Source organism: Pseudomonas sp. 05N36, assembly GCF_056397385.1.
In genome coordinates this window covers 1-20,792 of record NZ_JBFTNH010000035.1, presented here as the reverse complement: position 1 = coordinate 20,792, position 20,792 = coordinate 1, and the positions used below count along the sequence as shown (strand labels likewise).

Here is a 20,792-nt window from a genome sequence, read left to right as displayed (position 1 = left end):
GGCCATGCAGGTGGAAGCTATGTTTGCCAATGTCGATACCGAGAAGCGTCATCGTGTTCATGAGAGATCCTCCGCCGAAAACGAGAAAAGCCCTGCAAGCGTAAACCTGCAGGGCTTCTCGGTCAGGCTGACCATCTCATTAAACCCGCCGAAGCGGGTTTTTCAAGACCATGACGACATCCTGTCGCTGCATTCCTTGCAAATGGTCGGTCATCCATGACCCTGAGCGCGTCCTGCGCTGCAGTTGATGGAGTCAGATTAGGCCTGAATCCACAGGCGCAAAAGACGACATACCATCGGCCGCGCGTAAGCCATTGGCTATACGTCAGGTCCAGCCCCAATGGGCCGATTCCTGCAGGCAAAAAAAAACCCGCCGAAGCGGGTTTTCAAGACCATGACGACATCCTGTCGCTGCGATCCTTGCAAATGGTCGATCATCCATGACCCTGAGCGCGTCCTGCGCTTCAGTTGATGGGTGTAGATTACGCTTCGGATCCAATCTGAAACAGGAGACATAGCTGCTACTTCGTGTAAGACATTCGCCATTGCAGCACTTCCGAAAACCCTTAGAGACCTCAGGTCTCAAGCACCTGAGGTGCGAGTTTCGGCTCGCTATTCATTGTTCGACAAAGGCTTTCAGATTCACCAACGCGTGGTCCCACTGCTGGCTGATCACTTCCAGCGAGCGGCGGGCCTCGTCCAGTTGCGTCGGCTCGAAGACCCATCGGCGCTCACGCCCCCGCTTGGTGTCACGCACCAGACCGGCGTCAGCCAGCACCCGCAAGTGTTTGGTCACAGCCTGGCGACTAATGTCGGTGCCAGCGGTCAGTTGCGCGATCGACATCGCCCCGCCGCCGCACAACACATCGATCAACCGCAGCCGGGTTTCGTCGCCAAGTGCGGCGAAGGTCAGCGCCGAGCGGCCCAGCGCAGTAGTGGCCGACGGTGTATCCAGCGTTAAGGCGTCAGGGGGTGGCAAGGTACGTCTCGATGTTGGTCATTTGATCTTCCCAGCCGCGACTGTTCATGCGGAAAGCTTTCAAACGGCGTTCTGCCGGAATGTTATCGAAACCGGACTCGACAACCCTCAGCAACGTGCCGCCCTCCATGTCTTCGAGCTCGAACAGTACCAGGGTGGTGGGCTCCGATGAATAGTCCACGGCCGGGTCCACCGGATACGGATGCCAGCGAAACGCAAATACCCGCTCGGGCTCGACCCGCGCCACCTGCACGTCCCAGACCAGATGTTCATAGCCCGGATAAGTGATTTGCCCCCGGGTTCGCTCACCGGCAACAAAGCGTTTGCCCTCAAGCGCGACACCAAACCACTTGCCGAAGGACTCGGCATTGGCCAGGGCGCGCCAGACGGTGGAGCGTGGAGCCTTGAGCAGGATCTTTCTTTCGATGCGATCTGATGAGTGCATAGGTCACCTCCTTTGATGAACACTAGGCCCGGATGGCTGAATGCGCAACTTTCTGGTTGCATAAAACATTCGGACAGGCTTTACCTTTCTGTCATGACGCCTGGAAATGCTAACGTCGCCAGTGAACTGGCCCAAAACAAGGATGCTTCATGTTGCCTACCCTTTCGGAGCGTTATCGCGGCTGCCTGCTGGGGCTGGCTTGCGGCGACGCAGTCGGTACAAGCGTAGAGTTCAAACCGCGCGGGTCGTTCCCGGCGCTCACCGACATGGTGGGTGGCGGCCCGTTCAATCTGAAACCGGGCCAGTGGACCGATGACACGTCGATGGCGCTGTGCCTGGCCGAAAGCCTGCTCACAAAAAATGGTTTTGACGCCTTCGACCAGATGGGGCGTTATCTCAATTGGTGGCAATGGGGTTACCTGAGCTCGACTGGCGACTGCTTTGATATTGGCATGACCGTGCGCGAAGCCCTGACTCATTATCAGGAAACCGGCAATCCATTCGCCGGATCGACCGATCCGTTCAGCGCAGGTAACGGTTCGCTGATGCGATTGGCACCGGTGGTGCTTTTCTACTTCCCTGACATCGATCAGATCGACGTGTTTTCCGCTAGTAGTTCCAGAACCACCCACGCCGCCCCGGAAGCCATCGAATGCTGTCAGCTGTTCGCCGAATTGATTTGCAGARCATTGCAGGGCGCGTCGAAATCGGACTTGCGACACCTGGGCCACAGACACTTTTCAGAACCCAAAGTCGCCGCGATTTCCGGTGGCAACTATCTCGCCAAATCAAAATCCGAGATCGTGGGTACAGGTTACTGCGTTGCCTCGCTGGAGGCGGCGCTGTGGTGCTTCCATCACACCGGCAGCTTCGAGGACGCCATTCTGCAAGCCGCCAACCTGGGTGATGATGCTGACACTACCGCTGCTATTGTCGGGCAGTTGGCCGGAGCTTTTTATGGTGTTCAAGCAATCCCCGGGAACTGGCTTGCGAAGCTGCATATGTTTGATGAAATCGGGGCGATAGCTGACGCATTGCTGCAGGCATCACTCACCCGACTTAATGACTGAATACACGGACACAAGGAGTGCCCAATGCCCACTCTCCACGGCAGTTGCATGTGCAAGGCCATCGCCTATGAACTCGACAGCCTCGACATGCCGATCAGCCACTGTCATTGCCACACCTGTCGCAAAGCGCATGCAGCGGCGTTTGCTTCGACTGCCGGGGTCATGCGTGAGCATTTTCGCTGGGTCAAAGGTTTGGATAAGTTGTCATCTTTCGAGTCATCACCCGGCAAGCTGCGGCACTTCTGCTCGCAGTGCGGCTCGCACCTGGTGGCCGAGCGTTTGGCTCAGCCGCATGTGATTGTGCGGGTGGCGACGCTCGATGATGATCCGCAAATGTCGCCGCAGGCGCACATCTGGACCTCTCACGATGTGCCATGGCTGGCTTATGAAGGAATTGCCAAGTCTGCCGATTAAACACCGCCACGGGTTGCACAAGTGTGGCGACTGCACTTCAATCAGCCGTTCAACTCCTCGAAGACCCATGCGAGCTTTTCATGCCTCCACGCTTTTTACTGGCACTTGCGCCGCTGCTGCTGGCGCCCTTCGCTCACGCCGACGACTGCGCTAACGCCGCCGACCAACGCACGATGAGCGAGTGTGCCGCCAAGGATTACAAGAAGGCCGACACCCAGCTCAACGCCCTCTACAAGCAGATCAATGACCGCTTGAAGGACAACGTCGAGAGCAAAAAGCTGCTGGTCGGTGCACAGCGTGCCTGGGTGGCGTTCCGCGATGCCGAGTGCGAGTTCTCGGCGTCCGGGGTGGCTGGCGGCAGCGTTTACCCGATGATCTACAGCAACTGCCTGGCCGGGTTGACGCTAAAACGTGTCGAGGCGTTCAAGACTTACCTCGAGTGCCAGGAAGGTGACCTGAGTTGCCCGGTTCCCGGGGTTTGATGCTCGAGCGTCTGTAAGGGCCTCTTCGCGAGCAGGCTCGCTCCCACACTGGATCTGGGTGTACACGAAATGTGTGTACGACCGAAATCCCATGTGGGAGCGAGCCTGCTCGCGATAGCGTCCGTGCGGCCACCGCGATTACCGGATAAACACCTGCGCCGTGGTGATCGCCATATCGCCACCCGGCATTTTGATGCTGCCGATCTGTTTCAGGCTGTCGGCATCAAAGATCGCCACGTCGTTGAAGGTCCCGGCCAGGTAGATCTTGCTGCCGTCCTTGTTGAAGGAAATGCAGTAGTAGGAGTGATCCAGGTTTGCCGACTGCAGCAGCTTCTTCTGTTTGATGTCGTACTTGGCCAGGCGATTGAGCACGCCGAACATCAGGTTCGGGTCTTTCGGCGAGCGCATGCCGCTGAAGTAGATCTCGGTCAGCGGACCAAAATCAGTGGTTTCGGTCTTGCCGGTTTTCAGGTCGATGCTGAACAGGCCATAGAGGTTTTCGGCAGTGGCCGGGTCCTGTTTCTTGTCCTTGAATTTCGCTGTCGTATAGAGCAGCGAGAAATCGTGCCGGTACGTCTGCTGGTTCCACACGTAGAGCACGTCCGGTGCACTGTAGTTGGGACGTTTCCAGTGACGACTGGGGATCAGCACGTCGAACTTGCCGGTCTTCACGTTGACCTTGTAGATGTCCGCACCCGCCACATACAGTGTGCCATCGTCACCGCTTTGCATGATGGTCAACTGGCGCGGTGCCGGGAAACTGCGAACCGGCTTCGCGCTCATGCCGGCATCGGTGGCGTAAACATCCAGCCGTGGCGGCTGCACTTCATAGTGGTCATTGAGCATCAAGGTCGGGTTGGCGACGGTGTACAGCTCCTTGCCGTCGTGACTGAGGGTGAACGCGAACATCGACCGCGCCTTCTCCCCCGGTTGCTGGGTGATGCTGGCGTGGAACACCTGCTTGCAGCTGTCGAGTTCGACGCCGTAAATGTCCGCGTAGTGGTTGTTCAGCACGTAGGCGGTCTTGCGGTCCGGCGACAACTGGATAGTGCCGGGGCCAAAGGCGTCCGGCAGTTTGCAGGTCTTGTACAGGCTATCGGTTTTAAGGTCGATGACGTTCAGGTTGTTCGGGTAATTGGTGGTCAGCATGTACTCGCGACCACTTTGAAGCACGGTGTTTTCATCGGCCAGAACACTGAGTGAGCAGACACTCAGGAGGGCAGAAGCGGCCAGGCCGCAGGCATTGATGCGAAGCATGCTGGAATCCTTCTTCGGTCCGATTACTTGTCTTTAGGGAACACGGTGCCCAGGTTGCGCCAGCTCTCGTTGGAAGCTTGGGCGTCCTTGTTCCAGTCCGGGTAGGTGCTCATCATGTCCGGCACCTGGGCCGGCCACCAGCAAGGGTCGGAACAGCCATAAAGGTCAGCTTCCATCGGCTGGCACAGCGACGACACACCGCCAAAGGCGTCGATTTCCCAACCCGGATCGGTGGTCGAGGCGCAGCCGGCGACGGAACTCATGGCCACCACTTCTTCGATACGGTTTTCGGCCGCGGCCTGATCGAGCTTCTGCGCTTTGTTATTGATTGCCTTGAGATGTTTCATATCAGTGAGCCTTGCGCGGAGTGATGTAACTGCTGATGAACGCAGGGTTGTGAGCCATGATCCGGGTGTAGACCTCGATGCCGAAATCGACCCAGTCACGCATCAGTTCGCAGTAGTGATAGGTCGGATGAGTCGGGTCGCCATAACGGGCGTAGCTCTCGTGGTAGCAGCCGCCGGAGCACAGGTTACGGATCTGGCAGTCTTCGCAGCCAGTGTTGGTCCGGTCCAGGCGCTGGGACAGGAAGTCGTTCAACTCGACCTGTTTCACGCCGCTGTGAACGTTGCCGAAGGTCGGCAATGACGAGCCGGTGAAACGGTGGCAGAGGTTGAGTTCGCCCTTGTGATCCACCGCCAGCATCTTCAGCCCGGCACCGCACGGCAGGGCTTTCTTGTGGCCCTCGTGGATGTCAGTGATCAACTGATGCAAGTTGGAGAAACCGATGTTGCGATGCTCCAGCGCCGCTTCCAGATAACGCCGACCGAGTTTCTTCATGTTGGCGAAGACTTCGATCAGTTCGTCGCTCGACAGGTTGAAGCTGCTGATGTCGCCCGAGGTCACCGGGGCAAAACCGACTTCGGCAAAACCCAATTCGTTGAACAGGTGATCCCAGATGGTTTCGACGTCGGTGACGCCAGTGGTCAGGGTCACACGCGCACCAACCGGGCGGCTGTTGTAGCGCGACAGCAGCATCTCGGCCTTGCGCCGAACCACGTCATAGGTGCCCTGCCCGCCCACCGTGATGCGGTTGCGATCGTGCACGGTTTTCGGTCCGTCGATACTCACCGACAAGCCAAAGCGGTGGGCATTCAGGTAGTCGACCGTTTCCTCGGTGAGCAGCGTGGCGTTGGTGGTCATGACGAATTCGACGAACTTGCCGGCCTCGCGAAAACGCTTCTCGCAATAATCGACCATGTACTCGATCAGCTTGCGATTGCTCAACGGCTCGCCACCGAAGAACACCACCGTGAAACGCTCTTCGTCAGGGGATTCGCGCAGCAGCATTTCCACTGACGCGACGGCGGTGTCGACGTCCATCTTCTTGCCGGCCGATGGCTTGTCGAGGTCTTCCTTGTAGCAATAGGTGCAGCTCAGGTTGCAGCCGGTATTGACGTTGAGCACCACGGTGTTGATCGCCGTGCGTTCGACCCGTTTGGTGCCGATGTCCGGAGTCAGCGGCGAACCGTCGCTGACCAGTTCCAGGGAGATCAACTCACGCAGGGTTTCGCTGATTTCTTCACCGTTGAAGCGTGCCGCCAAACGCTGGATCAAGTCCTCCGAGGAACAGCCGGGACCGCGCAAGGTATCGATGATGGTCCCGGTCAGCTCATCGCTGGCGAACAGCGAACTGCTGGGGATATGGAACAGCATGCGGTCGGCATCAACGTGCACTTCGTGCAGATTGCGCTCGACCAGATTCAAAATGGCGCCCATTACAACCTCCTGTGCAAACCCCGTTTGGCGAGGCCTGCGGTCATTCCTGAAAAGTGTCTGAAACCGTTACGTCAGCCAGCTCACGTTTTCAAATCAGGGAATGGGTGGATTGTTCCAGCGTTGTACGGTGACGATCATGTGGCCCTCGCCGGTCAGGGATTTCCCTGCGTCGTCGACGGCGGCAATCACCTTGAGGTTGCCGGCGTTGTTGGTGGACATCTTGCGCGCCGGGTTCGGCCCCGCATCGCCCGGGGTGAACACGCCGCTGTCGGCCTGCATGGTGCCGGCGAACTTGACGTCCTGGTCTTCCTTGGCGCGGTCATCGAAGGCTTCGACCTTCCATTGCGCCGGGAAAACTCCAATGCGGTACGGCTTGCCATCGATCCCTTTGCCCCAGGCTTCGGCGTCAAAACGGCCCTGGACTTTCGGCGTCGAGCCGCCGCCCTCACCGATCCGCGCCACCGAGAATTCCGGCACCACCTTGACCTCGGCAATCTGGCTGTAGACCGCCAGCGTCGCGCCTTTCAAGTTGCCGATCGTGACCTCGCGCGCACCTGGCTTGGCATCGGCGGCGGCTTTGAGCCTGACCTTGATGCGCTCTGGACTTTGCTCCAGCACTTGCGCCACTTGCACACCGCTGCCGAAGTTCGGCGTGCCTTGCAGGCCGCTACCGATCAGGGTCACCTCGGTTTCGCCGCCGGCCTTGAGGTAACCCGGCTGCACCGCCAGCAAACGGCTGGAACCCTGTTTGGCGGCGATAAAGTCGAGGCCACGTTCATCGTGCTCGGCTTCGAACATCCGGCCTTGCAGCTCAGTGCCCTTGGCGGCAAACACCTGACGCATGACCACGCCGTCAATGGTCACGTTGCCGCGCCATTCATACCCGCTGTAGAGAATCGCGCTGCCGTCGCCGTTGAACGGACTGCCATCGGCGTATTGGCCTTTGACCGTGACCTTGAACTGGTCGGCGCCCGAGGCGCTGACGCTCATCACACCGGCCAGCTCGCCCTTGCCCGGCAAGTGGCCACTGAAGCTCCAGTCGCCCACCAGCGCGTCGGCTTTCGGCGCGGTTTTTTGCCAGCTTTTCCAGGCCGGGTTGTCCAGCGGATAGCGCTTGGCCAACAGCGGCACCATGTCTTTGCGGGCAATGTCGAACCAGTCACGGTCGCGGGCCAGCGCCTGGTATTCCAGGGACGGCCATTGGCCGAGGTGGAAGTTCACCAGACGTTCCCACTCCTGGGCCGGCCGCCGTTGCAGGGCGATCCGTGCGCCGGAGTGGCAGCGACCGCACATCTGACTGGTCTGGTCATCGAAATGCTCGACGGTGTTGAGCCGACGCTCCAGCGCATAACGCACGCCATCGGTTTCGCTCGGCGCCAGGCCCTGGGTATCGGCGAGGTATTTGACCAGCGTGCGACGGTCCTCATCACTGATCTGCAAACCGTGCATGGTCTGCATCCGCGCAATGCTCATCAGCCAGCCTTCGGGGGTTTTGCGCTGGTGGCTGATACGGCTCAAGGCATTGCCGGCTTCAGGGGTATGACAGCCCTGACAGGTTTCCTTGAGAATGCTTTGGGCGTCACGCGCCGCCATGCTTTGCGGAGCATGCAGGGCGGCACACGCGGCAAGCGCCAGCAGACTGGCGCTCATGCCTGATCGGAGTTTTCTCTTCATCAACGTCGAACCTCGCACGGTGCTTTCTTATTTTTTGAATGATCGTTTTCAGGGTCTCTGCCGTCGGCGAGCCGGTCGCTGACGGTGGCAGGAGAAACGTCTGCGAAGGAGCAATACACGGAGCGTGCCAGCTTATTAATAGTCTTTAAAATCAAGTAATTGGCGAGCAATAATGGATTTTTATCAGCGCTGAGAAAGGTCAGCGGCGTCTAATATCGCGACAACTGTTGCACTCTGAGACGAGCATAGATGACGCCCTGCGTATACGATGGGCAGCTATCCGCTTAACCGCTTCAGCTACGGGAACTGCGCCATGCTCAATGCTTTGCTCTTCGACCTCGACGGCACCCTGACCGACACCGATGCGCTCCATCTGCTGGCGCTGCAACAGTTGTTGCTGGAGGAGGATGGCCGGGTCTTCAGCAAAGCCGAGTTCGAAGCCCACGTCAGCGGTCAAGCCAACGCCAACATGTGTCGCTACCTGTTCCCGGACCGCTCGGTGGCCGAGCGCGAAGCGTTTGCCGAACGCAAGGAAGTGCGTTTCCGTGAGCTGTCGCCGCAACTGACGCCGATGGCCGGGCTGGTGCGGTTACTGGATTTCGCCAAGGCTCAAGACATCGGGATCGCCGTGGTGACCAACGCGCCACGGGCCAACGCCGATCACATGCTGCGAGCGCTGGGCCTGCGTGAGCGTTTCGAACATATCGTGGTCGCCGAGGAACTGCCCCGCGCCAAACCCGATCCCCTGCCCTACCTCACCGGCCTCGAACGTTTGCAGGCCAGCGCCGAGGTGACCCTGGCGTTCGAAGACTCGATCCCCGGCCTGACAGCAGCAGTGAACGCCGGGATTTTCACCGTGGGGCTGGTGACTAGCCAATGCCGCGAGACGCTGCTGGCGGCGGGCGCGCATCTGGTGATCGAGGACTTTGACGATCCGCAGCTGTGGGCGGTGATTGATCGCATGTTGAGCCGTCAAGGGTTATAGCTGTCTCATCTGTGTCTCAGTTTGCAACAGCACGGTGTGTTCCTCTCTGCGGCTTTTGGCCCTGAACCCCGCTGAATAAAGCCCTCCGGCAAACTGGCACAACCGTTGCGAAAGGCCTCGTCACACGAACAAGACGAGGTCTTACCATGCCACTCCCTTATCTGCTTCCTGCCGTTTCGGCGTTCATCCAACGCGCCCCGCGCATGCTGATCGGCGCCGAGTGGGTCGAGGCCGCCGACGGCCAGACCATGCCCTTGCACAACCCGGCAACCGGCGAAGTGCTGTGCGTTGTCCCGAAGGCTACGCCGGACGACGTTGATCGCGCGGTGCTTGCTGCGCGTCACGCGTTCGATGATTCGGCCTGGACCCGCACCCGACCTCGGGAGCGGCAAAACCTGTTGTGGAAACTCGCTGACCTGATGGAACGCGACGCCGAGCTGCTCGCGCAACTGGAATGCCTGAACAACGGCAAAAGCGCGGCGGTGGCGCAGGTCATGGACGTGCAGTTGTCCATCGACTTCCTGCGCTACATGGCCGGTTGGGCGACCAAGATCGAAGGCTCCAGCGTCGAAGTCTCGCTGCCATTGATGCCCGATGATCAGTTCCACAGTTTTATCCGCCGTGAAGCGGTGGGAGTGGTCGGCGCCATCGTCGCCTGGAACTTCCCGCTGCTGCTGGCCTGCTGGAAACTCGGCCCGGCCCTGGCGACCGGTTGCACCGTGGTGCTGAAACCGGCGGATGAAACGCCGCTGACCGCGTTGAAACTCGCCGAGCTGGTGCTGGAGGCCGGCTACCCGAGCGGAGTATTCAACGTGGTCACCGGCACCGGCATCACCGCGGGTGYGGCGCTGACCCATAACCCATTGGTGGATAAACTGACCTTCACCGGCTCCACTGCCGTGGGCAAGCAGATCGGCAAGATTGCCATGGACTCCATGACCCGGGTCACCCTGGAGCTGGGCGGTAAATCACCGACCATCGTCATGGCCGACGCCGACCTCAACAGTGCCGCTGCCGGGGCGGCCAGCGCGATCTTCTTCAACCAGGGCCAGGTTTGCTGCGCAGGTTCGCGGCTCTATGTGCAGCGCAAACATTTCGACAATGTGGTGGCCGACATTGCCGGCATCGCCAATGCCATGAAGCTCGGCAACGGCCTGGACCCGAGTGTTGACATGGGCCCGCTGATCTCGGCGCGCCAGCAGGAGCGGGTGTACAACTACATTGAAATGGGCCGCGAAAGCGGCGCGACCATTGCTTGTGGCGGTGAGCAATTCGGCCCGGGGTTCTTCGTCAAACCGACGGTGATTGTCGACGTCGATCAAAAGCACTCGCTGGTTCAGGAAGAGATCTTCGGCCCGGTACTGGTAGCGATTCCGTTCGATGACGAAGCCGATGTCTTGCGCATGGCCAATGACAGTCCGTATGGCCTGGGGGCGAGTATCTGGTCCAACGACCTGGCGGCCGTGCACCGGATGATTCCACGGATCAAGTCCGGCTCGGTCTGGGTCAACTGCCACAGCGCCCTCGACCCGGCACTTCCATTTGGTGGCTACAAGATGTCCGGCGTGGGCCGGGAGATGGGGTATGCGGCGATCGAGCATTACACCGAGTTGAAATCGGTGTTGATCAAGCTGTGATGACTGGCGTTCTCTAGACCGCCATCGCGAGCAAACGGAACGCCGCCCAGCTGCTCCCACATTGGATCTCCAGCGTTCACCAGATCCCTGTGGGAGCGAGCCTGCTCGCGATGGGGCCAGACCGGTCAATACACATTTCAGGGTTTAAATCCCTGCCCCAACAACCAACTCCTGACCACCCGCCCCTGCTCCACCGTCAAACCTTCCAGCGCCCGATCAGCCGGCTGGGTTCGCAACCGACGCAGCAAAGGCGCCAACTCAACCCCTTGCACATGCCAGATCCCCAACGGTTGATCCGCCGTGATCACCACCTCGGCTTCGTCGACAAACCCATCGCGCAGCACCGGTGCCCGCTCAATGCTCAGCGACGCAAAATCTGCAGGTGCATGAGCCAGCTCCGTGTCTGGCCACCGTCTACGCGCACGCCAGAACGGTTGCTCCGGCCAGCGCAGTTCATCGGCATAAAAGTCCCGACCAATGCGCGCAAAGCGCAAGAACAGTTGCTCGACCCGTTGTTGATGGAAGCGCTGGGCCAAGGCCGCCCGCTCAGGTTTAGCCAGCAAGGTGTTGATCACCACCGGCGCCTGCAAGGCTGAGGACAGGGATTGAAAGATGCCATTGCCTGACAGCGGATCGACCGCCATGGCCGCATCGCCTACCCGAATCCAGTTATCGCCGCACACCTGCGGATTGAGAATCGCTGTGCTGCTGCGGGCGTGCAGTTGCAGGTCGGTTGCAGGCTGCGAGCCGAAAAAATCGATGGAGAACGGCGAGTCCTGTCGGCGCTGGCGACAGTAGTCAAGCAACTGCGCTTTGCCCGGCAATTCGGCGCTGGCCACGTCCACGGTCAACTGCCAATAACATTGACCGTCGGCCCGCCGTGCCATCCAGGCCCAACCGTCCGGCAAACTTTCCACCGCACTGGCGGTGCTGCCTGGTGCGCCCTGCCAACGGTTGAGCAGGCTGACCGTCTCCGGTCCACGTTGCCCTTTGCCAAACGCTGGTGCCTGACGACCGCGAGCCTCCACCAGAAACGCGCTGTTCAGCTCAGCATGACCTTCGACCTCAACCCGATGGCCCGACGCCTGGGAGTGAACCGCCAACACCCGGCCTTCGATCACCTCGACACCGGCCAGGCGCAAGTCCTCACGCAGGCCGCGATCAAAGCTCGGCCGATCCAGCAGAAACTCGATGTTTTGCGCATGCTGCTGGCCGTTCCATGACACCTGTCGCTGCGATGGCAGCGCCGCCTGCGCCAGTGCCTGATTCAAACCAGCACCGCGCAGGGCTTCGAGCACCCGTTGCGAAACGCCTTCAAGCGCCGCAAATCGTCGCCAGTCGCTGACCAGCGTCACCGCATAACCCAGCCGGCGCAGACCCAACGCCACCGCCGCGCCCGCAGGCCCGGCGCCGAGAATCAGGATGGTGCTCATGTCCAGACTCGCCGCTCAGGTCCGTGATAACGGGCATTGTCTCGTAGCCATTCAAGGACCTGCGCATTGCTCGCGTCGAGGTGCCCGGCAAGGAAATTGGCGATATGCCCGGTCAACGCCGCGCAACCGAGACTGGCACCGGATTGCCCTGGGTACATACCCTGAACACAGGCAGCAAAGTCAGCCTGCTGACTGTTGAGCCACGACCATTCGTGTTCGCCGCAACGGGCATCGCCGGTCACCCGCAACACCTGTGGGTAACTCGCCGGGTACACGCCTTCGCCTTGCGCCGGGCTCGAGGCGCACAGCAAAACACCACGGGCCAATGCCGCCGAACAGGCTTCACGCAGCAAGCTGCGGTCCTGACGCAAGCCCAGGCTGAGGTTGATCACTCGCACATCCTGCGCCACCAGCCAATCGATCGCCGTGGCAATCTGCAAGGCGCTGGTGACCCCGCGCTGGTCGAACACTTGCGCTACGCAAAACCGTGCAGAGGCTGCGCGCCGGCTGATTGCCTCGACAACCGCGCTGCCATGGCCGAGCGGATCGTCACGCAGTTCGTCTTCGGCGAGTCCGTCCTCGATCAGGTAAAACCGTCGCCCGGCGCTCACTTGCCCGCGTTGTGCCACGGAATGTCCGCTGTCGACCACGCCAATCCTTAGCTCATGCTTCATGCAGCACCTTAACTTGCGTCAGCACGCCGTCGAACAACTCAAAGCGCAGATCAGCATCGGCCAGAGTCGAGGGACGATGGCTGATCAGGATTCGTGTACGTCCGGCAAACAGTCGATCGATGGCCTCGATAACTTCCCGCTCAGTGGCCTCATCGACCGCCGAGGTGGCTTCATCCAGCACCAGGATCAGCGGATCCTGCAACAGCGCACGGGCGATGGCAATCCGCTGTTTCTGCCCGCCGGACAACTGCTGACCGCGCTCGCCCAATGGACTGTCGAGGCCTTCGGGCAGGGACGCAATCAGGCTGTCGAGCTGCGCCAGCCGCGCCACTTCGGCCACTGCCTCACGACTGGCGTCCGGCACCGCATAGGCGAGGTTATCCGCCAGGCTGCCGCGAAACAGCACGATGTCCTGGCTGACCACCGCGATCCGCCGACGCAACTCGAACAGCGCAAGCTCGCGCAGGTCGATCCCGTCCAGCAGCACCTGACCGGACTGCGGGTCGTGATGCCGTTGCAGCAGGTCGATCAGCGTCGACTTGCCAACCCCGGAGCCGCCACTCAGGGCGACTTTCAAACCGTAGGGAATACGTGCTTCGATCCCGCGTAACGTCGCCGGGCGCCCGGGATGGCTGAAATGCACCGCCTCAAAACACAGTTCGCCAGAGCTCGGCATTGGCTGCGGCGCGACCGGTGTGACAATGCTCGGCTGTTCACCGCGCAGCTCCATCACCCGACCGAGGCTGACGGTCATCCGTTGAATCGCCACGTACAACCCGAGCAAGCTCTGCACCGGCCCGACCGCCATCCCCAGATAGGTCGAAAACGCGATCAACGCGCCGAGCTGCCAGGTGCCCTGCACCACCCAGTAACCGCCAATCAAAAACGCACAGGCCCGCGACAACGAAGTCAGTGTACCGGGCACCGCCTGGGTGAAAAACTCGGTGACTTGCAGGCGCAGCAACTGGCTCATGTAGCCCTGTCCCAATGTTTCGAGGCGCCGTGCTTCGCGCTGTTGCTGGCCGGCGGACTGGATGAATTTCATCACTGGCAAGGTTTCGACCATGAACGAGGACATGTCCGCCGAACGCTCACGCAACTGCCGCACATCGCGCTCGACCTTGCGCCGCATCCAGCGCAGCCACAGCACGTCCAGCGGAATCAGCACCAACGCCAGTAGCGAGAGTTTCCACGACAGGGTCAGCAGCATCGCCACCGCGCAAACCAGGCCGATAACGCTGGAAACCGCCGAGAACAGCGAGTCGACGGCAAAGCGCTGGATCTCCGCGACATCACCGTCGAGGCGCGACATCAGGTCGCCGATCCGCCGTTGCCCGTAGAAGCCCGGCGACAAGGTCTGCAAATGCCGATAAAGGTCGTCGCGCAGGGCAAACAGAATCCGCCCCGACAACCGTGTGTGCAGGTAGCGATTGATCCCCGACAACGCCGTGCCAAGCAATCCGGCAACGATCATCAACCCGGCGATCAGCACCAGCATGGAAAAGTTGTGCGCCAACAGTCCATCGTCGATCAGCAACTTGGTCAGCCAGGGCTGCACCAGCACCAGCAACGAGGCACACACCGACAGCCCGAGCAGCCCGGCAATCGCCAACCGATGCGGGCGCACGAAGCCGTACAGCCACTGTAATGCGGCGTCCAGTGCCTGGGGGTTGTGACTGTCGACCAGCCTGACGATCAAGCGACGCATCAGCTGCGCAACTGTTTGAGCTTGCGATACAGCGTCGCTCGACTGATGCCCAGTGCATCGGCCGTCGCCGAAACGTTGCCGTGATGATTGTCGAGGGACTGGCGGATCAGCTCCAGTTCGTTCTCGCGGATACTGCCGCAGGTCGAACGCTCGCAGGCATTCAACTCGTCGAGCATGCTGTCGGGCAAATGCTCTAGGCTCAGTACGGTTTCACCGGGTTCGCGCATCGCCAGCGCGGTACGCAGCACCATCTCCAACTGACGGATGTTGCCCGGCCAGTGGTAACCGGCAAGCAAGTTGCTCAGGTCGCCCTTGAGCTTGACCGTCGGGGCGTCCAGTTTGCCGAGCAGACGGGTCACCAACTCACTGAAATCATCGCGCTCACGCAGCGCCGGCAGCATCACGCTGATGCCATTGACCCGGTAGAACAGATCTTCGCGAAAGTGTTTTTCCTCGACCAGACGCTTGAGGTCGCGGTGAGTCGCGCAGATCAGCGCGACGTCGATGTCTTGCTCTTCACCCGCCCCCAGCGGTGCGACCTTGCGGTCCTGCAACACCCGCAACAGGCGTGCTTGCAGTGCCAACGGCATGTCGCCGATTTCATCGAGGAACAACGTGCCGCCATGGGCCTGTTGCAAACGGCCGATCATCCCGCCGCGCCGCGAGCCGGTGAACGCACCTTCACGATAACCGAACAGTTCCGACTCGATCAGGCCTTCGGGAATTGCCGCACAATTGACCGCGACAAAGGGTTTGTCGCAACGACTGCCGGCCATGTGCAGCGCCCGGGCGATGACTTCCTTACCAGTGCCGGTTTCCCCCAGCAGCAACACCGGCAATTCGTTGGCCAAGCCTTGCCGGGCCATCCGTAACGCACGCGCATACCGCGCATTGCTGCCGGCCAGGGATTCGAGATCGGGTTGAGGTTTTGGATTTTTGGCGACACTGCGTGATGTGCTGGTGACATTGATCGAGCGCTGTGGCGCGCGCAGGGTTTTGTAGAAAAACTCGCCTTTGGCGGTTTGCAGACTGCCGATCCCGCCTTGTTGCAGACGCGCCAGCAGTTGCAGGCCATCGACCCCGAGAAACTCTTCGCAGCGGTGACCAACCAAGGCTGAACGCTCGGCATTGAGCAACTGACAGGCCTGGGCGCTGACCGCCAGAATCTGCCCGCCGAGGCTCACCGCCAACAACCCTTGCCAGGGCGATTCGAGGTACTGTCGACGGCTATGAAAGGCCAGCACAATCTGTTCTGGGAAGCTGGCGTTGAACACCCGGCTTTCAATCTGACTGACCGCCATTGCCAACAACGCGGTGCTGTCATGGGCCCGGCCCAACGGGCCTTCGCGGGTCAGGTCGAGTACGCCCAGGATGTCGCCTTGAGGGCAGTGAATCGGCACCGAACTGCAGGAGAAATCGCTGAGACGATCGAGGTAATGTTCGCCGCAGTCGATCAGCGTCGGCCGGGCTTCCACCAACGCAGTGCCGAGGGCGTTGGTGCCACGAGCAGCTTCGCTCCAGCAGGCGCCCAGGGTGATGTCTTGCAGGCCGCTGCCCTTGAGGCGGTCGGCGCGGCCTTCGACCGCGAGAATGGTCGCCTCGGAATTGGCGAGGATGATCAGCCCTTCCTTGCCCTGACGCTCGGCCAGGTAATCGATGGCCGGCATTGCGGCGTCGATCAGCAAGCGATTGCTCGCCAGCAACACCTCGAGGCTCGCACTCGATTCCAGTGCCAGCTCATGCTTGCCATTGAAGTGCACGCCATGGCTTAAGCTGCGCCGCCATGAGGCATCGATTTCAGCGCGCAACACCCCGTTCGGGACTTCGCCTTCAAGGTGAAGTTTCTCCCGGGCCAGCCGGGCTTCATGTTGCGGTTGTGGTGTTATTGTTTTTATAAGAGTCATCAAGCGCTCCGGATCGGTCCGCCCAGTCTCTGGCCGGGTCACTTCCCGACATGCGACGAAGCACGCATGCCATGAGGAAATATCTACCCGGTTCAGGTGGCAGTAAAGGGAAGTTTGCCCGATACCTCGGACAGCCCTTCCCTCACGCAAAACCTGCGCCATGGGAATTCGGCGCCAGCGCTTATCTTTACGTTAACGTCAAGAGACTGGCAAGTGCCGTAGAGCGCCTGACTCGGTGTTCATGAGCAATAGGACTCGCGTTGCGATTCGATCAGGGTCAATGCCGCCGACCAGGCCAGCTCGATAATGTTTTCGGCATCGTCCTGTTCGAACTGTTCAGCCGTGTGGACACAGACCTCCGGCGACGGAAAACTCAGCTCACACCCGCCCGCCAACGCCTGTACCTGCGCCTGGCAGGCACGCTCCAGGAAGTAAATTTCCTGGAACGCGTGAGCCACACTKGCGCCGCCCACCAACAGTCCGTGATTGCGCAGGATCATCGCCTTGTGCGGTCCCAGGTCGGCAATCAACCGCTCGCGCTCATCCAGCGACAAAGCGATACCTTCATAGGTGTGATAAGCCAGCTTGCCGTAGAACTTCAGTGCATGTTGAGTGATCGGCAGCAGGCCCCGCTTCTGCGCAGCCACCGCCATGCCCGCCGCCGTGTGGGTGTGGATCACGCAGTTCAGATCGGAGCGCGCCATGTGGATCGCAGAATGGATCACGAAGCCCGCCGTGTTGACCCGATGATCCGCGTACGCCGGATCGACAATTCGGCCCTGCTGATCGATGCGCACCAGATCCGAGGCGCGCATGCGATCAAAGATCACTCCGTAGCGATTGATCAGGAAGTGATGTTCAGGTCCTGGAATCCGTAATGTGATGTGGGTGTCGATCAGGTCGGTCATGCGAAAGTGCGCGACCAACCGATACAGGGCCGCCAACTCGCAGCGGGCCTGCCATTCAATGGGGTTCATGTGCTCGGGCTTATTCACCAAATCACCTCTTTTTGTGTGTGATGGCGAGCGGGTTGCCCTTGGACGGGCAAAGCGCAGACGCCGGGTATCGACAGCACGGTGTGCTTGTGGGCTTTATCGCGGCCGGGCTAGGATTAGTCAATTTTCAAATTCTTAACCTAACTATTAGCCTGACTAATAGCAGGATTCCTTATGCCCTCACCCCTCCCCCAATCCAGCCGACGCTTTCTCAATGACCGGCTCGACTGGAACCTGTTGCGCACCTATCTGGTGATCGCCCAGGAAGGCAGCATGAGCCGCGCTGCTGCGCGCCTGCACATCACGCAATCGGCGGTGAGCCAGGCGCTCAAGCGTCTTGAAGAGCAACTCGACTGCGTGCTGATTGTCCGCAGCGGCCGGCGTTTCGACCTCACCGAAACTGGCGAAGAAGTACTGCGTATCGCGGCCGATGTCTATGGTGATATTTCGCGCCTGGGGCCGGTGATCGAGAGTCCTCACGATGACGTGGTGGGCAAGGTGCGGATCCTGACCATCAGCGGTATCCAGTCCCCGTACTACGATGAGTTCCTCGCGGACTTCCATGAGAGCCATCCGAATGTCGAGCTGGAAGTCGAGGTGATGGGCAGTTCGAACATCATCAGTGCCCTGCTGCAAAAGACTGCGACGGTCGGCGTCGGCTTATCCCGACTGCCGCAACCGCGGCTGGAGCAACGGGTGCTGTTTCGCGAGCGATATGGGTACTTCTGCGGCCAACGCCACCGGTTGTTCGGGCAGACAAATCTGAGACTGGAACAGCTCGCCACCGAGCACTTCGTCAGCTTCACCAGCGACCAGTTGGGCGGCAATCTTTCGCCGTTGACGCTGTTTCGCGACCAGCAAGGCTTTACCGGCAAGATCGTTGCATCATCGACCAGCTTTGAAGAGATTCACCGGCTGATCTGCGCAGGGTTTGGGATCGGCTGTTTGCCCGTTCACCTGGTGCAGCGAGATGTCGAGCAGGGGTTGCTGTGGCGTTTGCCGCCTGAGGAGGGTGTGGTGGATCTGGATATTCGGTTGCTCTGGAATCGTGAGCAGAAAATGACTCAGGCCGAAACAGTGTTCCTGGAAAGCTTCCAGCACCTGCTCAACAGGCATGAGCAGGTGCTGTAGCTTTCAGCGCCTTAAACGTGAGGATCGCTGGGTGGTTTGCTCGGGCTCGCGTATTGCGGCTTCAGATGGCCGTCCTTGTCCAGCAGCCACGCATCCATGATCTGCCGCACTACAGGGCCGGCAACGCGACCGCCGGCCTCACCGTTCTCGATCATCACCGAGATCACGATTTGCGGATGTTCGGCCGGGGCGAAGCCGACGAACAAGGCGTTGTCGCGGTTACGCTCGCGGGTCTTCAAACGGTCGTAACGCTCGCCCTGTTTGATTGCCACCACTTGTGCGGTGCCGCTCTTGCCTGCAATCCGGTATTGCGCCCCCACCGCCGCCGCACGGGCGATACCGCGCGGATCGTGCATAACCATCTGCATGCCGTGGTTGACCTGCTCCCAGTCGTGCGGATTCTTCAGCAGGATGTTCGGCATCGGATGCTCATCCACTGGCGCCACGCCATCGATCGTCTTGGCCAAACGCGGTCGGTTCCACACCCCTTTGTTGGCGATCAGCGCAGTCGCCTGAGCCAGTTGTAGCGGTGTCACCTGCATATAACCCTGGCCAATCCCGAGGATCACCGTTTCGCCGGGGAACCAAGGCTGACGGCGAGTAGCGCGCTTCCATGCCTGGGACGGCATCAGCCCGGGAGACTCTTCAAACATGTCCAGCGAGACTTTTTCGCCAAGGCCGAACATCGCCATGTAATCGTGCAGACGATCGATGCCGAGTTTGTGCGCCAGGTCGTAAAAATAGGTGTCGTTGGAACGCATGATCGCTGCGTCCATGTCGACCCAACCGTCGCCGCTGTGATTCCAGTTACGGTATTTATGGTCGAAGTCCGGCAGTTGGTAGTAACCCGGATCGAAGACCCTGGTGGACGCCGTGACCACGCCAGTGTCGAGCCCGGCAATCGCCACTTCCGGCTTGATCGTCGAGCCCGGCGCATACAATCCGCGCAAGACCCGGTTAAACAGTGGGCGGTCAATGGAGTCATGCAGCGCCGCGTATTCCTTGAAGCTGATGCCGGTGACGAACAGGTTCGGGTCAAAGCTCGGTTTGCTGACCATTGCCAGCACTTCACCGGTGGCCGGATCGAGAGCAACCACTGAACCACGGCGGTCACCCAGCGCGTCTTCTGCCGCTTCCTGAAGCTTTACATCGAGGCTGAGCACGATGTTTTTTCCAGGGATCGGATCAGTGTGCTTGAGCACTCGCAGCACCCGGCCCTGGGCGTTGGTTTCGACCTCTTCATAGCCGACATGGCCATGTAGCTCGGACTCGTAGAATTTTTCGATACCGGTCTTGCCGATCGACTGGGTACCGCGGTACTCGACGGTATCCAGTGCCTTGGATTCTTTTTCGTTGATACGCCCGACATATCCGATCGAGTGGGCGAAATGCGCACCCAGCGGGTAGTTGCGCACGAACTGCGGCTCAACGTCGATTCCCGGCAGCCGGAACTCGTTCACCGCCAGTGTCGCAATCTGCTCTTCGGTCAGTTCGTAAAACAAGGTGACCGGAACAAAGGGGTGGCGCGCCTGCTTCATCGCCTTATCAAACAGCGCGCGGTCTTCAACAGGCAAGTGCAACAGATTGACCACTGAGTCCAGCTCGCCTTTCACATCAGTTGCGCGTTCGCGGGTAATGATCAGGTTGTAGCTTGGCCGATTATCAGCCAGCAGTACGCCGTTGCGGTCATAGATCAGGCCGCGAGTCGGGGTAATGGGCAGGACATGCACCCGGTTGTTTTCAGAGATCGTCGAGTGATAGTCAAACTCGACCACTTGCAGGACGTACATACGCACAACCAGCGCGCAGGTAATTGCAACCACGAACAACGCGCAGGCCAACAGACGTTTGTTGACCAGGCGCGTTTCTTTTTCGTGGTCCTTGATCGGGATCGGTTCGGGCATTTCTGCAGCAACTCTTTGACCGGGTTAAACGCCATTCCCTGCGCGTGACATCAGTCCATTAAAAAACGAGCTGCACCATACCAAAATCTGCGCGACCACTTTAGGCGGAATTTCCCAAGTGGTTGTCCTTGACGGCCAAAACGACGGTCGGACGTTGTTGCAGCCGATGAGCACTTTCTCGCAGGCAAAACAAAACCCCAACTGCTTTCGCAATTGGGGTTTCGGAATTTAATCTTGACGATGACCTACTCTCACATGGGGAAACCCCACACTACCATCGGCGATGCATCGTTTCACTGCTGAGTTCGGGATGGGATCAGG

At 60.0% G+C, this 20,792-nt stretch carries 19 protein-coding genes and 1 rRNA gene; 7 read left to right on the top strand and 13 right to left on the bottom strand.

The window, feature by feature from the left end; genetic code table 11:
- A partial coding sequence (locus tag AC1DIH_RS27605) for a hypothetical protein (protein WP_477774016.1) occupies positions 1-220 on the top strand: 220 nt, incomplete at its 5' end.
- A 396-nt stretch (positions 221-616) separates the two neighbouring features.
- On the opposite strand, the gene AC1DIH_RS27600 is transcribed toward AC1DIH_RS27605, so the two are convergent.
- Together AC1DIH_RS27600 and AC1DIH_RS27595 are read right to left on the bottom strand one after the other, a co-directional pair.
- Positions 617-979: an ArsR/SmtB family transcription factor gene (locus AC1DIH_RS27600; protein WP_347927479.1), complete on the bottom strand. Its 363-nt coding sequence runs from the start codon at positions 977-979 to the stop codon at positions 617-619.
- A complete protein-coding gene (locus tag AC1DIH_RS27595) occupies positions 966-1,424 on the bottom strand; it encodes an SRPBCC family protein (protein ID WP_477774015.1) in 459 nt (152 codons plus the stop codon). Before AC1DIH_RS27595 ends, AC1DIH_RS27600 begins: the two co-directional genes overlap by 14 nt.
- Positions 1,425-1,573: 149 nt before the next feature.
- Between AC1DIH_RS27595 and AC1DIH_RS27590 the strand changes: the two genes are divergently transcribed.
- From AC1DIH_RS27590 to AC1DIH_RS27580, 3 genes are all read left to right on the top strand, one after another.
- Entirely contained in the window at positions 1,574-2,494 is a 921-nt protein-coding gene (locus tag AC1DIH_RS27590) for an ADP-ribosylglycohydrolase family protein (RefSeq protein ID WP_477774014.1), read from the top strand.
- Between the two features lie 24 nt (positions 2,495-2,518).
- Positions 2,519-2,908, top strand: coding sequence for a GFA family protein (locus tag AC1DIH_RS27585; RefSeq protein ID WP_477774013.1), 390 nt, complete (start codon positions 2,519-2,521; stop codon positions 2,906-2,908).
- Between the two features lie 80 nt (positions 2,909-2,988).
- A complete protein-coding gene (locus AC1DIH_RS27580) occupies positions 2,989-3,390 on the top strand; it encodes a lysozyme inhibitor LprI family protein (protein ID WP_427533843.1) in 402 nt (133 codons plus the stop codon).
- Positions 3,391-3,528: 138 nt separating this feature from the next.
- Here AC1DIH_RS27580 and peaD read toward each other — a convergent pair whose 3' ends face one another.
- The 4 genes from peaD to peaA form a co-directional block, all read right to left on the bottom strand.
- Positions 3,529-4,647, bottom strand: coding sequence for a quinohemoprotein amine dehydrogenase subunit beta (gene peaD / locus AC1DIH_RS27575; protein WP_477774012.1), 1,119 nt, complete (start codon positions 4,645-4,647; stop codon positions 3,529-3,531).
- Positions 4,648-4,670: 23 nt separating this feature from the next.
- A complete protein-coding gene (gene qhpC / locus AC1DIH_RS27570; protein WP_054596428.1) occupies positions 4,671-4,994 on the bottom strand; it encodes a quinohemoprotein amine dehydrogenase subunit gamma in 324 nt (107 codons plus the stop codon).
- Between the two features lies 1 nt (position 4,995).
- On the bottom strand, positions 4,996-6,426 hold the full coding sequence (gene peaB, locus AC1DIH_RS27565) for a quinohemoprotein amine dehydrogenase maturation protein (RefSeq protein WP_054596427.1): 1,431 nt from the start codon (positions 6,424-6,426) through the stop codon (positions 4,996-4,998).
- 93 nt (positions 6,427-6,519) lie between these two features.
- A complete protein-coding gene (gene peaA / locus AC1DIH_RS27560) occupies positions 6,520-8,100 on the bottom strand; it encodes a quinohemoprotein amine dehydrogenase subunit alpha (protein ID WP_477774011.1) in 1,581 nt (526 codons plus the stop codon).
- A gap of 313 nt (positions 8,101-8,413) precedes the next feature.
- Here peaA and AC1DIH_RS27555 point away from each other — a divergent pair, with 313 nt between their 5' ends.
- Both AC1DIH_RS27555 and AC1DIH_RS27550 read left to right on the top strand, forming a co-directional pair.
- Positions 8,414-9,085, top strand: coding sequence for an HAD family hydrolase (locus tag AC1DIH_RS27555; protein WP_477774010.1), 672 nt, complete (start codon positions 8,414-8,416; stop codon positions 9,083-9,085).
- A 146-nt stretch (positions 9,086-9,231) separates the two neighbouring features.
- Positions 9,232-10,722, top strand: a complete 1,491-nt coding sequence (locus AC1DIH_RS27550; RefSeq protein ID WP_477774009.1) for an aldehyde dehydrogenase family protein — start codon at positions 9,232-9,234, stop codon at positions 10,720-10,722.
- Positions 10,723-10,859: 137 nt separating this feature from the next.
- On the opposite strand, the gene qhpG is transcribed toward AC1DIH_RS27550, so the two are convergent.
- From qhpG to AC1DIH_RS27525, 5 genes are all read right to left on the bottom strand, one after another.
- A complete protein-coding gene (gene qhpG / locus AC1DIH_RS27545) occupies positions 10,860-12,155 on the bottom strand; it encodes a flavin-dependent monooxygenase QhpG (RefSeq protein ID WP_477774008.1) in 1,296 nt (431 codons plus the stop codon).
- Positions 12,152-12,829 (bottom strand): subtilisin-like serine protease QhpE, encoded by a 678-nt coding sequence (qhpE, locus tag AC1DIH_RS27540; RefSeq protein WP_477774007.1) that lies wholly within the window; start codon positions 12,827-12,829, stop codon positions 12,152-12,154. Before qhpE ends, qhpG begins: the two co-directional genes overlap by 4 nt.
- On the bottom strand, positions 12,819-14,537 hold the full coding sequence (locus AC1DIH_RS27535) for an ABC transporter ATP-binding protein (protein ID WP_477774006.1): 1,719 nt from the start codon (positions 14,535-14,537) through the stop codon (positions 12,819-12,821). The genes qhpE and AC1DIH_RS27535 overlap by 11 nt, the downstream gene beginning before the upstream one ends.
- Positions 14,537-16,441: a sigma-54-dependent Fis family transcriptional regulator gene (locus tag AC1DIH_RS27530; RefSeq protein ID WP_477774005.1), complete on the bottom strand. Its 1,905-nt coding sequence runs from the start codon at positions 16,439-16,441 to the stop codon at positions 14,537-14,539. Before AC1DIH_RS27530 ends, AC1DIH_RS27535 begins: the two co-directional genes overlap by 1 nt.
- Positions 16,442-16,680: 239 nt before the next feature.
- On the bottom strand, positions 16,681-17,436 hold the full coding sequence (locus AC1DIH_RS27525) for a class II aldolase/adducin family protein (protein WP_477774004.1): 756 nt from the start codon (positions 17,434-17,436) through the stop codon (positions 16,681-16,683).
- Positions 17,437-17,610: 174 nt separating this feature from the next.
- Between AC1DIH_RS27525 and AC1DIH_RS27520 the strand changes: the two genes are divergently transcribed.
- Complete coding sequence (locus AC1DIH_RS27520; RefSeq protein WP_477774003.1) at positions 17,611-18,567, top strand: LysR family transcriptional regulator; 957 nt, start codon at positions 17,611-17,613, stop codon at positions 18,565-18,567.
- 11 nt (positions 18,568-18,578) lie between these two features.
- On the opposite strand, the gene mrdA is transcribed toward AC1DIH_RS27520, so the two are convergent.
- Together mrdA and rrf are read right to left on the bottom strand one after the other, a co-directional pair.
- A complete protein-coding gene (mrdA, locus tag AC1DIH_RS27515) occupies positions 18,579-20,471 on the bottom strand; it encodes a penicillin-binding protein 2 (protein WP_477774002.1) in 1,893 nt (630 codons plus the stop codon).
- Positions 20,472-20,703: 232 nt separating this feature from the next.
- Positions 20,704-20,792, bottom strand: a 5S ribosomal RNA gene (rrf, locus tag AC1DIH_RS27510); the annotation flags it as partial.

Coding starts and splice junctions, on each gene's coding strand:
- AC1DIH_RS27595 (WP_477774015.1), bottom strand. CDS start 1,424: ATGCACTCATCAGATCGCATCGAAAGAAAGATCCTGCTCAAGGCTCCA.
- AC1DIH_RS27585 (WP_477774013.1), top strand. CDS start 2,519: ATGCCCACTCTCCACGGCAGTTGCATGTGCAAGGCCATCGCCTATGAA.
- AC1DIH_RS27580 (WP_427533843.1), top strand. CDS start 2,989: ATGCCTCCACGCTTTTTACTGGCACTTGCGCCGCTGCTGCTGGCGCCC.
- peaD (WP_477774012.1), bottom strand. CDS start 4,647: ATGCTTCGCATCAATGCCTGCGGCCTGGCCGCTTCTGCCCTCCTGAGT.
- qhpC (WP_054596428.1), bottom strand. CDS start 4,994: ATGAAACATCTCAAGGCAATCAATAACAAAGCGCAGAAGCTCGATCAG.
- peaB (WP_054596427.1), bottom strand. CDS start 6,426: ATGGGCGCCATTTTGAATCTGGTCGAGCGCAATCTGCACGAAGTGCAC.
- peaA (WP_477774011.1), bottom strand. CDS start 8,100: ATGAAGAGAAAACTCCGATCAGGCATGAGCGCCAGTCTGCTGGCGCTT.
- AC1DIH_RS27555 (WP_477774010.1), top strand. CDS start 8,414: ATGCTCAATGCTTTGCTCTTCGACCTCGACGGCACCCTGACCGACACC.
- qhpG (WP_477774008.1), bottom strand. CDS start 12,155: ATGAGCACCATCCTGATTCTCGGCGCCGGGCCTGCGGGCGCGGCGGTG.
- qhpE (WP_477774007.1), bottom strand. CDS start 12,829: ATGAAGCATGAGCTAAGGATTGGCGTGGTCGACAGCGGACATTCCGTG.
- AC1DIH_RS27535 (WP_477774006.1), bottom strand. CDS start 14,537: ATGCGTCGCTTGATCGTCAGGCTGGTCGACAGTCACAACCCCCAGGCA.
- AC1DIH_RS27530 (WP_477774005.1), bottom strand. CDS start 16,441: ATGACTCTTATAAAAACAATAACACCACAACCGCAACATGAAGCCCGG.
- AC1DIH_RS27520 (WP_477774003.1), top strand. CDS start 17,611: ATGCCCTCACCCCTCCCCCAATCCAGCCGACGCTTTCTCAATGACCGG.
- mrdA (WP_477774002.1), bottom strand. CDS start 20,471: ATGCCCGAACCGATCCCGATCAAGGACCACGAAAAAGAAACGCGCCTG.